The following is a 13,988-nucleotide window of genomic DNA, read 5'->3' on the forward strand; positions in this document are numbered from 1 at the left end:
TTTTTCACGCTTTGTTTTTCGCAGATTCAAAGCGTTGCCACCTGCCTGACCAACCCATTTTTTGCGCTTTTTTTGCCTGACTCGCTTACCTAGTCTGATCGTCCCACTTCTGATCAACGGACGATCAAGCAATGCCCAATTTACCCTCGGCGATTCAAGGATCAGCCCTGCTCGAACTCCCCCCTTTCGACAAAAGCATCCACTTCCATCAGGTCAGAAAGGCGATTCCTTCCTGGCTGCTGAACACCTCCCCATCGCGCATCGACGCCCTGAAATCCATCAGGCTGACGCTGCCCGACTGGCACCGCAACGCCTCAACCACCGCTCACCGACAACTGAAAAACGCCATCCGGCTCGGCTGGACCGCGCAGAACAATGTGGATAAGGCACTGCTCGATCTGCAGGATATTTCCGCCTTTGCCAAACCCCTGTTGCAGAAAGCCTTGAAGGACCGTTACGGCATCGAAGAGGATGTCGAGCAAACCTGGTTGCGGCTCTATGCCCCGGCAAAGACAGCCTGGTGGGTGCACGACTTTTCCGGTGGAACCACCAGTCGAACCGTTTCGCTGCTGGACGCCGCCCTGCACAACTTCTCCCGCGACGAGGCCTTCACCCAGGACTCGGAATTCATCACCCGCCCCGACGCACGCGGGCATTTCAACGTGAAAAAGCTCAAGCACAAACTCAGCCTCGAGCAGTTCAAGTCCCTGTGTCGCGAACTGGACATCGGCGCCCAATACCAACAACACCTTGAAGACGCTTTACGTCCCACCGACAAAACGACGAGTAACGTCCTGCGCCACAAAGTCATTCTCAGCCAGAAAAGCGCCCTGGATGTCGCCGCGCAGATCGCCCTGATGAAAAGCGACATTGATCAGGAGGCCTTCGACGTCATACAGGGCATGCTCGACGATCGCTCGCAGCTGAAGTGGAACGACAGCCCCGTCGACTATTACAACCTGGCGATGATGGACACGCGCCTGAGTGGCATCATCCTGATCGCGGCGGACACCTCCAGCGCCAGCGGCCCGGTCCCGGTGATTGCCTATGTTCCCCATGATCCGCTGCACCCGCTCAGGCAATACCCCTCGTCGCTGGAGTTCATGGCCGAACTGACACGCCAGTTGCGCGATGGCGCATCCGCCGACAGCTATCAACGGTTCTTCAGCCAGTTCGTGCCCCATGGGCAACGCGGCCATTTCTTTGCAGGACTGAATGCGCGTCTGAGTACGGTGAAATGGCAACCGGTTGCAGCAGGTTCAAACTTACCGAGCTGGCGCGAAACGCCTGTGGATAAACCCAATCTGCAATTCAGTGTGTCGAGCATCAAGAACGACCGCGAGACGACGTTCAACAATGATCTGTGGGACTACCGATACCGGCAGACGCTCAACAAGATATTCAACGACGCCCGGGAAATCGCCATTTCCACCGAGTACGCCGATCGCATGGCCCGTTGGGCCTGGTGGGATAACCTGGAAAAAATGCTTTCGGACATCCTCAACGTGGCCTTGCTGGTCGCGACGCCGTTGGTGCCCGGCCTGGGCCAACTGATGCTGGCGTACACCGCTTATCAACTGACCGATGGCGTGGTCGAGGGCCTTGTCGACCTGGCCGAGGGGCACCTGGCCGAGGCCGGCGAGCAGACCCTCGGCGTGCTGCAAAGCGTCATCCAGCTGGGCGTATTCGCCGCGGGAGGCGCACTCGGCAATGTTGCCCGGGCCAAGCTCTCGCCGTTTTTCGATGGGCTCAAGCCGGTGAAAATGGCAAACGGTGAAGCGCGGTTGTGGAACCCTGACCTCAGCCCTTATCAACGCACCGATGTGCAATTGCCCACGGACGCCCGACCGGATGGACAGGGCCTTCACCAACATCAGGGCAAACACATTTTGCGTCTGAACGACCAACACTTCGAAGTGCAGCCAGACCCGGTTACCGGGCAACAGCGCATCCGCCATCCGCAGCGCTCGGATGCCTACTCCCCGACCCTGCGCCACAATGGCCATGGGGCCTGGGTCTGCGAAACGGAGAACCCGCGTGAATGGGAAGGCCCGACACTGATGCGCCGCCTCGGTCACAGCACCGAGGGTTTCAACGATGAACAACTGGAGCAGATTCGCCAGATCAGCGGCACCGATGAGGGCGTATTGCGGCGGATGCACGTGGAGAGCGCAGCACCGCCACCGCTGTTGACCGATACCCTGCAACGCCTGTCTGCGCCGCCCGTTGCACCCGCTGCGTTATCCCCTGAGATTGCGCCGCTGTTCAGCGAATTCCCCGAGCTGCCGGCGACCGTTGCCACACTCATCATCGAGGGCGCCAGTGCCACGGAAGATCAGTACATCGCCGAGAAAAAACGCCTGCCCCTGCGCCTGAAAACCCAGGCCCGAGAGCTGCATTTCGAAACCCGGGCGGTACGAGCGGCCCAGGGTCTGTACCCGAGCGCATCAATCACCCCCGACACCGAGCGCCTGGTGCTCGGCACCCTGCGCATCAACACAGACACCTTTGGCGACCTGCGCCTGGAGATTCGTCAGGGAACCGGCGATGGCGAGTTGCGCTGCAGCGCCGGCCCCGATGACGCCACGCGGGTGCGGGTACTGATTCGCGACGACGCCGGGCAGTATCAGGTGCGCGATGGTGACGATCAGCCGATCCATGAAGCCGATGATTTTTTTGCAGCCGTGCTGCAGGCCACACAAGAGAATGGGCAAAACAGCCTGGGTTACAAACCGGGGGATGCTGAAATGTTCAGGCAATGGGTCATGGTCAAATCGGCTCCCCCCAGCGAACGTCGGACCGTACTCGCCGAGCCGCCCGTTCGCCCGGTGGCCGAGCATGAAACGATGTTGTTGGTGCGTGGAGGCGGGCTCAGCAGGAAGGGCCAGACCGTGCACGAGCGCATCCATGACCTTTATCCGCACTTCAGCGATACCGAGGTCGATACGTTCGCCAGTGCCCTGATTGAAAGGGGCGAACCGATGCAGTTTCTGGAAGAACAAGAAAACGATCTCAACCAACTGCGCAATCTGATCGATCTCTGGCGCGCGCAGGCCGCCGGGCTGGATGCTGACACCCCGAGGCCTTTACCCGCCGCTCGACAACACATTGCCCGGTGTTTGCTCGCCTGTTTCGAGCGAAAAAACACCGAACTCGGCAGCCGGACCGATCTGCATGGCTATGCGCTGGATCTGTCACACGATGAGTTTCTTATGCCTCAGAATCTGCAATCCGAATGGCCCGATCGGCTGCAACTACAGAGCTTTCTGGACAAGGTCACGACCCTGAAACTCGACAACACACGCTTTTCCGCCAAAGCCAACGGTTTGCTGAAAGACTTCCCCAACCTTCGCGAACTCAGTGCCAGTCGATGCCACCTGACGAGCCTGCCGGAAAACATCGGCGCCATGCATCGGCTCCAACGCCTGCGCTTGAGTGACAATGAGATCGTGCTGGACGCCGCCGCCGTCGAGCAACTCAAACACCTGACTTACCTGGAGCTCCTGCGTCTGGATGAAAACCCCCTGGGCAGGCTGGTTGACATCTCACGCATGCCCCGGCTGAAGGTCGTGGGGCTGCGGGACACCGTCATTGTCAGCTGGCCTGAAGGTACGTTGAGCAAAACCAGGCCCCGCGGTTTTCTGCTGGATCTTCGGGATAACCCGATCAGCCTGATACCCGAGGTGGTTCCTGGCTCACCGCAGGCGTGGGTCGTGGCGCGTACCCGGCTGGATGTCGGCAACCTGTCGGAAACCAACCAGGTGCGCTATCAGGCGATCCGTCGTTCGGTGCAATTGCCCCCTGAGCCCATCGTGCCCAGCAACAGCGAGGCCGACTGGGTGGTCAATTCCAACTACAGCGCGGACCACTGGAATGATGTACCCGGCTGGGGCGTCGACCGGGCCAATCTGTGGTCGGAGCTGGTCGACGAGCCCCAGGCCGAGCGCTTCTTGAACGTATTGCTCGATACCCGGCTTTCCGCTGACTACCGGGCCGGCGGCAAAGCCCGGGATCAACTGGTGCAACGTGTCTGGCGCATGCTCGATGCCGTGTACGTCGACACGGCTCTTCGGGACAGTCTGTTCACCATGGCCATCGAGCCGGTGGATTGCGCCGACGCCGGTACCCAGTTGTTCAATCAGATGGGCATCCATGTGCTTGTCTACGAGGCTCAGGCCTATTCCACCGACCCGGTGCAGCTGGAGCAGAAACTGGTCACACTGGCCAAAGGCGCGGCGCGGCTGGCACAGGTCAACGATATTGCCCGCGCCGATGTCGCCAGTCGTACTGGCAACCCGGACCAAGTCGAGATCTACCTGGCCTATCAGACCGGATTAGCCCAGCGCCTTGACTTGCCCTGGCAATCGAAAGGCATGCTTTACCGGCCAGTGTCCGGCGTCACTGACGCAATGATCGATCAAGCCTATGACACGGTGCTGGCCCTGGGTGAAGGCAATGGTCTGGTCGACCGGATGCTCGGACAGGATTTTTGGCAAGATCACTTGAACGAGCGCTACGCGAACCCACTGCAAACCAACCAACGTCGCTACCAGCGTCTGTCGGATCAAATGGGCAGCTTGCGCGAAACACAGCGCGAATGGGTTGAGTCGACATCGGATCTGCGCCGCGCCGAATTGCGCAGCCGGCTCAGGGAACTGATGAACGATCTGCCGGTTCCGGACACGGCGGTCTTTGTCGATGAGCCGATCAGCGATGCGACTTTCGACCTGCTGCTGGTCGACCTGGGCGACGCCGAGAAAGAACTGTCGCGAAGCTTGACCCGCGATGCCATGAGGCGCGCCGGCGAGTAATACCGAAGCCAGTGAGGACAGCCTGACGGCGGATTACGCCGTCAGGTGCAGCCCCCCGCCCTCAGACTTCCGAATCCCAGATCACGGTGACATTGCCGACATACTGTTTTGGCGCCGGTTTTGGCAACTTGTACGCCACGCCCATACCTACCACCCGAAATTCGACCGTCTGCGCAGGAGCCGTCGGATGAATCACCGTGTTTCATCGCCGTGGATGTTGCTGAAATATTAATCACTCGTTACGACCTCAATGACCTGCTGGCGCCGCGGCACTGAACATCAGCTGGACCGTTCCGTAGTAAGTCCCCGGCTTATAGCCACCGGCTGGCTCTTTCGGCTGGATTTCCAGGGCAAAGCGCCCGCCTGCCATGGCCTGCGCGGCCGACACCACTTCACGCGGCGTCGCCTCGTGGCTCAGCTCCCGACCGTTGAAGCTGACCCGTAAATAGATGTTCTGCTCTTCACGCCCGTTGAACAGATAGGGCTCGGCGTCCAGCCGCGCTTCGATCGCACTGGTGTCGTGCTTGACGTCGAAATTTTTGCGCAGCCCTTCGAGCTTCGACGTGTTGCGGTTCCACTGCAGGTTCTGTTCGAGATGAATCCAGTTCGACTCGGCCGGAATCACGTAAAAGCCCAGGGTCGGAATATCCGCCCACACTTCGAACGTGCGTTCTTCCCGTGCCGCAAAAGACTGGGCACACGTCATCACGCCCACACACAGGGCGAAGGCCGATTGCTTGATCATTTCAGTTACCTGTTGCGTGAAAAAAGCGGCGAGCCTCCAGGGCGGCTCGCCTCTGGCGGTGTTACTGGCTGGCGATGCGCATGGTTTTTTTGTCGGCGCCTTCGATCAGGTTGAAGCGGTATTCGCGGCCGGGTTTCTTCTCGAATTCGAATGACTTGCCCGCCAGGATGTGGTGCTTGGTGGTCGGCTCGCACTCGGTTTCTTTCTTCAATGAGCAGTTGCGAAACTCATCGATCACCACCACGGTGTTACCGTTGTTGCGCAGCCGGTACACACCGGCGCTGTCGTCGATCACGCTGTCGAAGCGGCTGTTTTTAGGCCGGACAAAAAACACCGTGCCGAACCCGGTCATCACATTGACCCCCGCCGACAGACTCTCTTTATAAGCGTCGCGGTCTTCGCTCGACACCGCGAACTCGTCTTCCTTTTCCGGCACCACCGGCACGAAGCGCACGCGGAAATACCGCTCGGTGTCCCGCGCGCCCATGTGCAACAAACGGGTGCCCTGCATGCCTTGGGCCGGCACGATCAGCCGTGCGGGGCTGGCCATCAGGCCATCCCGGCCGCTGCCATCGGCTTGCGTTGAGACCGGTATCTCGCGGTGAGTGCCATCGGCGTCATAGACAATTTCCAGGATATTGACCTTGACGAAGGCCGTGCTGTCGCCGCTGTTGAACACGCGCTTGAGGTAAGTGCTCTTGTCGCCGTCCATATAGTCGTACACGGTCCCAACGTTGATCTGCGGACCGGCCTGGACCGCCAGAGAAAACCCGCTCAAACCCAACAGCCACCACAAACGTTTCATACCCTTGAACCTCATGACATTGAACACAACACAGGCGCGGTCCATCGATAGGCGGCCCATCAGATTTCCGAATCCCAGATCACGGTGACCTTGCCCCTGTAGAAAGGACCGGCCCCCGGTTCGAGCATGAATGCCATTTGGCTCTGGGGTACTTCGAAGTGGAGAACACCCGGTGCCCTGTCGACATAGAAACCCGGCTGGAAATACAGCGCGTTGGCCGCGCCGGTGCGCAAGCGCATGTGGCGCACGGCTTGCCCGCTCATGTCGGTCAGCCCATTGGGCAGGGTGACAAAGACCTGCAGCTCAACACCCCGCCTGGAGACGCGGTCATCGAGCAGGCAGTCGTAATTGACGGCGCTGAACTCACATTCCAGCTGCATCTTGAAACGCGAAGAGGCCGAGATATTGAAGGTCTGGTCACGGAACAGCCGCACCGGTCTGCGCCCCGCCTGCAACCAGCTTTGCCAACCGCCGGCCGGGACCAACTGGACTTTCTCGCCACCGGGCGGGATGTCGACCTTGAGGGTGTGTTGAACGTCGAGGTTGAAATTCAGGGTCAATGCAGAATCATCGGGCTGCATTACATCACCCATGTCGAAATCCTGATTCGGCCCGACGCCGAAGGTAATCGTTCCGTTGTAAGCCCCACTTCTCATCGTCAACGGATTCGGCGTTCTCAATTGATAACCGATGACGAAGTACTGGTATCGGAAGGACGGTGGTATCTCGAATAAAGCTTGCTTTGAGCATACCCCCGCTCCGACGGGCACTTTCCAGAAACTATTGAAACCAAAATTACCCACGGTCGACCACCCGACTCCCTGGCACGGTGGTGGGGCATACATCCAGGATCCGCCGTTCCAAAGTCGGTCCCATCCGGGTCCACCCGCGACACCGGTCAATTCGACGACCGACACCGGTAGCAACGACTCATGTCCGATTCCCGCAATCCGGACCTCGACTGTTTGGACCTCGCCAGATGAGTGAGTAACGCGCACAGGCCGCCAGTCTGACGGGACTCTAGCCATCCCACCTTGCCGAGGATCGACATGATTGGCGCGGATTGGTGCATTGGCAGTAAATGAAATCGGCACAATCAAACTGAATAGACCTTCCGCCTCACAGGCCCTGGGTACCTGAAGACAGAAACCCTGAGACGGGGTCTTATTCACGAATTCATTTTTATGAGGAGCCGCCGAGTCCGGTGAAAACGTAGCGTCAATATTCAACACAGCTGCATTCGTCGGTAATGAACTCACCCCATACAACACAGCCATCGGCATCGCGCGACTGAGTTTTTTTCCCAGTCTGGTCAATATTTTCATGTCAGTCAGCTCGCCGTAGCGTCCTTGTGAGCAGCACTCGCCAACGTATCCGGCGTGCAACGTAAATCACCGATCATCAGCACGTTGTTTTCGCGGCGGTGTTTGTCCGTATCGAGGCGGAACTGGCACAGCAACTGGTCGGCATAACGCACTTCCAGGGTTGGCGAGCCCGCGTTCATTTCCATCGAGAAGAAGCCATCGACTTCGCTGACCCCACGGCTGGCGTGGTTGATCACGTGATGGCCCTTGAGCGGCCGCCCCTGCGGGTCGAGCAGACGTCCGAGTACGGTCAGGGTTTTCATCACCCGCACCTTGCGGTACTCCACGCCCCCCTTGTTCAGGTGGTAGCGGGTGCGCGACGGTTCGATGCTGGCCGCTGGCACGTGATTGCCTTCGAAGTCGAAACTCACCGAACTGTTTTTGTAGGCCGTCAACGGAATGAAATTGCGCCCCGGATGCAGGGCTGCGCTGCCGCCACTGAGGTCGTCGGCGCGCAAGGCGATATCCTCGATGTCGGACTCGACGTCGACGATCATTCCTGCGCCTCGTCCCTGGTGCTGGCTGGTCAACGCGATGTGCTGGCCGCCGATGACCAGCGTGCTGTCGAGGTTCACACCGCCGGTGAAATTGTTGTTGAACGATGAGCGCTGGATAAACCCGTCGCCATTGATGGCGTCGGTACGAAAGCTCGCCAGGCTCGACAAGCCCACGCCATAAGTGTCGGTGAGCGCCGTCACCGAAACGCTCTGCAAAATGTGGTCTTGCAGGTCTTTGCGATAACCGATCGACGCATTTTGGTCACGGCTGCCATCACGGGCGGTGCGGCTACCGATGCTGCCGGAAATCTGCTGCCCCGGACCACCCAGCGCCATGTTGATACTCAGGTCGACTCCGCGATTGCGCGCATCGCCACTGCTGTAGCTGCCCGGGCGGTCGAACAGGGACAGGCGCCAATTGGCATCGCTGCCAAACAGCTGGGTCCGTTGGGTCCAGCCGAGGTCGATACCGACACCTTCGACGTTGCCCTCGCTGTGGGAGACCCGGGCGTTGAGCGAATTCTTGCGGCTGATGCGGTGGTTGAGCGCCAGCGACGAGTTACTGGCCTCGCCAACAAACACATTGCGTTGGCGCACGCGGGTGCCGTCGGGCAGCGTTTCATAGGTGTTGGTGGTGTCGAGCCAGCTGCGGTTATGGCTGACCACCAGACTGCCATTGCCATAGTTGTACAGGCCCTGAAGGTCAGCGCCGGTGCCGTGGTCTTCGGTCTGGTAGAGGTTGGCGTAGAAACTGGTGCTGTTGCCCAGGGTCCAGTCGATGGAACTGCCGTACTGAAGCTTTTCCCGCTCCTGGCGTACCGACAGCCCGAGGATCACCCGCGGGTGCAGCAGATAGTTGATCGAGGCCCCCGCCGTGGTATCGCCACTGCTTTGTTGATCCCAATTACTCAACAGTTTGCTTTCCTGCCCGGCGAACAGGTTGTAGCGCCAGCGCTCATCGTGGTTACGCCAGTTGCTTGGCTTGTAGATCAATTCCTGAGTGGTCGAGGTGATTTGACCGTCCTCGATCAACCGTACTTCCACTTCGTAAATGCCGCCGGGCAATGGTCGTGTGTCGAGGGTGTGCAAACCGGCCGGTACCGACTGCGTGTTGATCAACAGGCCATCGCGAAAAATCTCCACCGACGCCTGGCGGTTGGCCGTGACATAAACCGGGTACACGCTGGGTTTCGGGTTGTCGATGGCCAGGCTGTCAGAGCTGCCGTACATCACGCCCACGGCGGTGTCGGGACTGGTGCCAAACGACCGGGGCTGGCGGGTCAGGCCTTCGGAGCTGGGCGTGAAGTAACCCAGGCGGAAAAAACTGCCCTCCAGTTCGCGCTGGGTGAACAGCTCATGCACGGCGTGGTAGGTCTTGTCGTCCGGCCCGCCCAGACGCGCCAGTTGCATGTTGAAGGTCTGACTCCAGTTGCCCAGGCTGCCACTGGCCTCCAGACCAAAACGGCCGCCCAGGTCTTGATCCTGGCCACCGTTGAGATTGAGTTGGTTACGCACCATCAAGCCGCTGCTGCCGCCTTCCGGTTGAGCGTAGAAACGCTTGGCCTCGCTGTCGCGCTCGGCATTTTCGGTGACGATCGACAGCAATGAATTTTCCAGGTTGTAGTGAACCGCCAGCATTTGTTCCGGGCATTGACCGCTGCAGGCACCCAGCGCCACGCCGGGGTTCAGAATGTCAGTCCAGGTCTCGCGTTCGCTGGCGCCGAAACGGCTTTCGCTGGTGTCGGTGAAGTCGAGCAGTGTCACCCGGTCATCGCGGGACAACACAATCATCGCCTCGCCAAGCGGTTGCTGATCGAGCTCGACCCGCACCGCCAAAGGAACGTCGAAAAAATGCTCCTCGAACTCTGCCGGCAAGCCTTTGGCCTGGGCCAGCAAACTTCGGGGGGTATTATCAACAGAAGTGGGCGCCGCAAATGCACTGCTGCATAACAGCAGCGCAAGCGCCGCCGCGATGGGCGTCATCGGGAACATGAACGAATACTCTGATTGCAAAAAGTTGAAACCCGGCCGGAAAACTCAAGTAAGCCGACCGGTCACGCTACTTAAGAAAGTAAACGCTTACGTCTCCAGCTAAAGTTCAAATAGCAACAGGGAGAACCGCGTCGAACGTCATGTTGACGGAACCCGTGTAAGAGCCTGCCGCGATGTTGGCGCTAGTAGCCTTGATATTGATTGGGGCTCGGTAGTTGACGTTCGATTCGGCCTCGCCGACCACCATTTGCGGGGACGTAGTGAGGACTACACCATTAACCGTCACCGCTAGATTGATAGCGTTGGAACCGGAGTACAGTTGCGGCACGCTGTCCAGACTGGCGTGTACAGAGCCGTTAGTGTTGATAATGTCAAAGTGACCGTTGACCTCACCCATTTTGCCGGTAGTGGGCCGATAGCTCATGTCCTGGTCCTTGTTGACCAGATCAGGATCACTCGGGACCACGTAGAAGCCGTTGGTCGGCACTTCAGCTACCAGATTGATCGAATGACGGGCTTCACCTGCGGCAAACGCGGCGGAAGAGCTCAGTGCCAGAATAGCCAGAGGAGCAGCGAACGCGATTTTCTTGAACATCTTTCAGTACCTGTCTTTTAAAAGGATAAGCGCAGAAAATTCAAGTAAGCAAAACTGTCACGAGCAGCGATGCCCAGCTGAACTTTCAACGCCGAAAGATGATCGACCAATTTATCTGGAAAGTAAGCAGGCAAGTTCCTGCAAGTGTGTAGCCAGAGTGCTACGACTATGGAAAGAAAAACCGCGAAATAAACTAAAATGCATTGCTCTACTGTAAGAACGGTACTACAAAGTCGTGATAATCAATATTAATAAGGTTATCCAGGTAGAAGCACTTCCGTAAGAACAATACTACACAAGCCGTAAACCAAGGCCCGAAAGCCAGTATTAGAGAGTTAACACTAATTTCATCGCATTGACATGCAAAAAAACAGGCTCTTTACCTCCGTGGTCTTGAAGGAGGCCGATCGCCCTGAAGCACTCGCTTGACGAAACTTCAGGGCCAGGGGTTCAGAGCACTTCCGAATCCCAGATCACCGTGGCATTGCCCGACCAGGTGTTCCCGCCGCCCTCGCGCAACATCTGTTCGACATGCTCCCGGGCCACTTCAAAGTGCAGCGTGCCCGGCTTGCGGTCGACGTAGAAACCCGGTTGAAACAACTCGGTGCCACTGCCATCTAGACGCAACGGACGACGCTGCACCGGTTGGCCGGCAACATCCCCCAAGCCGCCTGGCAGACTCACGCTGATGTTCAAGGGCACCTGCTGCGCAGATTCGCTGTCGCGCAACGCGCAGGTATTGCCAGTGGAATACTGACATTCGAGCTGCATCTTGAAGCGCGATGACGCCGAGACATTGAACGTCTGGTCGCGGAACAACCGCACCGGCTTGCGCCCATGATTCAACCAGGCTTGCCAGCCACCTTGGGGCACCAAATCGATTCGGTTACCCCCCGGCGGGATGTCGACCTTGAGCGAATGCTGGACATTCAGGGTGAAATTGAGCGTGATTGCCGAGTCGTTTGGCAGCATCACATCGCCCATGTCGAAATCACCACCAGGGCCTGTTGTGTAAGTCAATGAGCCCCGATATTCGCCGGAGGACATGGCCAGAGGATTAGGCGTGCGCAGTTCATAGACGTAATCGAACTCGCTGTGAATGAACAAGGGAATATCCATGGTAGGCACCAGGCCGCAGGCTCCACCTCCTTCAGGGATCAGCCAAAAGAAATAGGCATAGTATCTTCCGGCGAGATTGATATTCAGACCTGTACAGGGGGCTGGCGGGTATACCCATGGAGTGCGCCAACCCCCGCCTCCCGGCTGTATCCAGGCACTGACACCCGGCGGATGACTGAGTTTCCAGGTCCCGCCTATACCGGCGATTCGCACCTCAACAGTCTCCCGCTCACCTGTACGACTGTGGACAACCTCAAGTGGGCGCCAGCTCGACGGCACACTGAAGGTCGCTCCCTGCCTGGGATCGGTATGTCCGGCCGGAATTGGCTGTTTAGAGGTGAATTGCAGGCCGGGCACCCGCAGGCTGAAGATGCCTAATTGCGCACATCGGGTCGGTATATGTTCTGGACACACCCCGGTCTGTGGAGTCGTGTTGACAAACTTGTTGACCAAGGGATTTGCCGGATCAGGCACGAACTTCGCGCTGATTTCCTGTACCACTGCTGCCACTGACGACGTATACAACCCGGCCAGCAAGCCACCCGCCAACGAGAACGCAGCCATCGTTCCCGGCGAAAAAAATAACTTCATTTTGAATTAACCTGGAATTTCAATAGGGCGAAATAAGCGCCACGCGGTGACCCCTGAGGCATCAAGGAGCGAGGGCCTCAAAAATCATATGAACACTGCCGTAATAGTCTCCGGGCTTATAACCATCATCCGGCTTGACCGCGGCAATCAACAATTCCACGCGTTTACCGACATTTGCCTCTGGCGCCGCAATCACCTGGGCATTGTCCATCGTGAGTTTTATTCGATTGAACATGACGGCGAGCGCAATGTTGTCGACCTCCCGGCCGTTGCTGATATAGGGCTCTTCACTCAATCGAGCGGCAATGGCACCGTTAGTGTTCTTGACGTCGAATTGTTTACGCAGCGAACCCAGTTCATCCGTCGCCAGATTCCAGTGCAGCTTCTGCACATGCCCCATCCAGCCCGGGTCCACCGGCAACACATGAAACTCCGCGGTCGGAATAGAAACAGACACTTCGAAAGTTTCGCGCTCCACAACGGCATATGCGCAAATACTGGACAGCGTCAGACACACCGTCGAGGTGACGGTTATCCATTTCTCAAACATGACCTTCACCTGTTACGTGCACTTCAATGCTGCAAACAAAGAAGCCAACGCCGATATGAGATTTCAGGAAAGCAACGGATCAACACGCTAAACCGGACTCAACCCTTGATATCCAGATTCTGGCTTTTGCTTCCTTCAATCATTGTGAAACGGTAATGACGACCTGGTTGTTTTTCGAACTGAAAAGTCCTACCGGCCAGAATGTGATGTTTGGTAGTGGGCAGGCAGTCCTGCGCGTTCTTGATCGAGCAATTTTTGAACTCGTCGATCACCACCACGCTGTTACCGTTGTTGCGGATCCGGTATTGCCCTGCCTCGTTCTCGCTCACGCTGTCAAAACGGGTCTCCCTGGGCCGGACGAAGAACACCGTGCCATAACCGGCAAGTACGTTGACCCCGGCCGACAGGCTCTTTTTATAGTCGTCACGTTCTTCTGCCGAGATGGCAAATTCATCCTCCCTTTCTGGCACGACGGGCACATAACGCACGCGAAAATAACGTTCTTTCTCGCGCGCCCCCAAGTACAGCAATCGGCTGCCCTGCAGACCGTTGGCCGGCACAATCAATCGCGCCGGGCTGGCCATCAAGCCATCGCGTGAAGTGCCGTCGACTTGGTTGACCAACGGAATTTCCCTGGCGTTGCCATCGGCGTCATAGATGATTTCCAGAATATTGATCTTGACGAAAGCCGTGCTGTCGCCCCCATTGAATATGCGTTTCAAATAAGAGCTTTTATCGCCATCCAGATAATCGTAAACCACCCCGACATTGATTTGCGGAGCGGCCAGGGCCGCGTGAGAAAACAGCGTAAAGCCGAACAGTGCCAACAGACGTTTCATGACGTACCACCTCAATATTAAATTCAGCCGAATCCAGTCCGATGAAGGCCTGGATCAGCGGTGCATCCACTGACTCCAAC

At 57.9% G+C, this 13,988-nt stretch carries 10 protein-coding genes; 2 read left to right on the plus strand and 8 right to left on the minus strand.

The window, feature by feature from the left end; all coding sequences use genetic code 11:
• The first annotated feature begins 131 nt into the window (after nucleotides 1-131).
• On the plus strand, nucleotides 132-4,811 hold the full coding sequence (locus KHO07_RS23465; RefSeq protein WP_212625670.1) for a DUF6543 domain-containing protein: 4,680 nt from the start codon (nucleotides 132-134) through the stop codon (nucleotides 4,809-4,811).
• A 247-nt stretch (nucleotides 4,812-5,058) separates the two neighbouring features.
• Here KHO07_RS23465 and KHO07_RS23470 read toward each other — a convergent pair whose 3' ends face one another.
• From KHO07_RS23470 to KHO07_RS29300, 6 genes are all read right to left on the minus strand, one after another.
• Nucleotides 5,059-5,556: a CS1 type fimbrial major subunit gene (locus KHO07_RS23470; protein ID WP_212625671.1), complete on the minus strand. Its 498-nt coding sequence runs from the start codon at nucleotides 5,554-5,556 to the stop codon at nucleotides 5,059-5,061.
• 61 nt (nucleotides 5,557-5,617) lie between these two features.
• Nucleotides 5,618-6,361: a molecular chaperone gene (locus tag KHO07_RS23475; protein ID WP_212625672.1), complete on the minus strand. Its 744-nt coding sequence runs from the start codon at nucleotides 6,359-6,361 to the stop codon at nucleotides 5,618-5,620.
• A gap of 59 nt (nucleotides 6,362-6,420) precedes the next feature.
• Nucleotides 6,421-6,954 (minus strand): hypothetical protein, encoded by a 534-nt coding sequence (locus tag KHO07_RS29445; RefSeq protein ID WP_348532532.1) that lies wholly within the window; start codon nucleotides 6,952-6,954, stop codon nucleotides 6,421-6,423.
• A gap of 737 nt (nucleotides 6,955-7,691) precedes the next feature.
• Entirely contained in the window at nucleotides 7,692-10,214 is a 2,523-nt protein-coding gene (locus KHO07_RS23485) for a CS1-pili formation C-terminal domain-containing protein (protein WP_212625673.1), read from the minus strand.
• Between the two features lie 106 nt (nucleotides 10,215-10,320).
• Nucleotides 10,321-10,809, minus strand: a complete 489-nt coding sequence (locus KHO07_RS23490) for a CS1 type fimbrial major subunit (RefSeq protein WP_212625674.1) — start codon at nucleotides 10,807-10,809, stop codon at nucleotides 10,321-10,323.
• 450 nt (nucleotides 10,810-11,259) lie between these two features.
• On the minus strand, nucleotides 11,260-11,928 hold the full coding sequence (locus KHO07_RS29300) for a hypothetical protein (RefSeq protein ID WP_244858245.1): 669 nt from the start codon (nucleotides 11,926-11,928) through the stop codon (nucleotides 11,260-11,262).
• Nucleotides 11,929-12,361: 433 nt separating this feature from the next.
• Between KHO07_RS29300 and KHO07_RS29305 the strand changes: the two genes are divergently transcribed.
• Nucleotides 12,362-12,529 (plus strand): hypothetical protein, encoded by a 168-nt coding sequence (locus KHO07_RS29305; RefSeq protein WP_244858246.1) that lies wholly within the window; start codon nucleotides 12,362-12,364, stop codon nucleotides 12,527-12,529.
• 51 nt (nucleotides 12,530-12,580) lie between these two features.
• Here the strand turns inward: KHO07_RS29305 and KHO07_RS23500 are convergent, their stop codons facing one another.
• Complete coding sequence (locus tag KHO07_RS23500) at nucleotides 12,581-13,069, minus strand: CS1 type fimbrial major subunit (RefSeq protein ID WP_212625675.1); 489 nt, start codon at nucleotides 13,067-13,069, stop codon at nucleotides 12,581-12,583.
• Nucleotides 13,070-13,167: 98 nt separating this feature from the next.
• Nucleotides 13,168-13,908, minus strand: a complete 741-nt coding sequence (locus KHO07_RS23505; RefSeq protein WP_212625676.1) for a molecular chaperone — start codon at nucleotides 13,906-13,908, stop codon at nucleotides 13,168-13,170.
• Between the last annotated feature and the right edge of the window lie 80 nt (nucleotides 13,909-13,988).

Source organism: Pseudomonas sp. PP3 (genome assembly GCF_905336995.1).
GTDB classification, from domain to species: Bacteria; Pseudomonadota; Gammaproteobacteria; order Pseudomonadales; family Pseudomonadaceae; genus Aquipseudomonas; species Aquipseudomonas reinekei.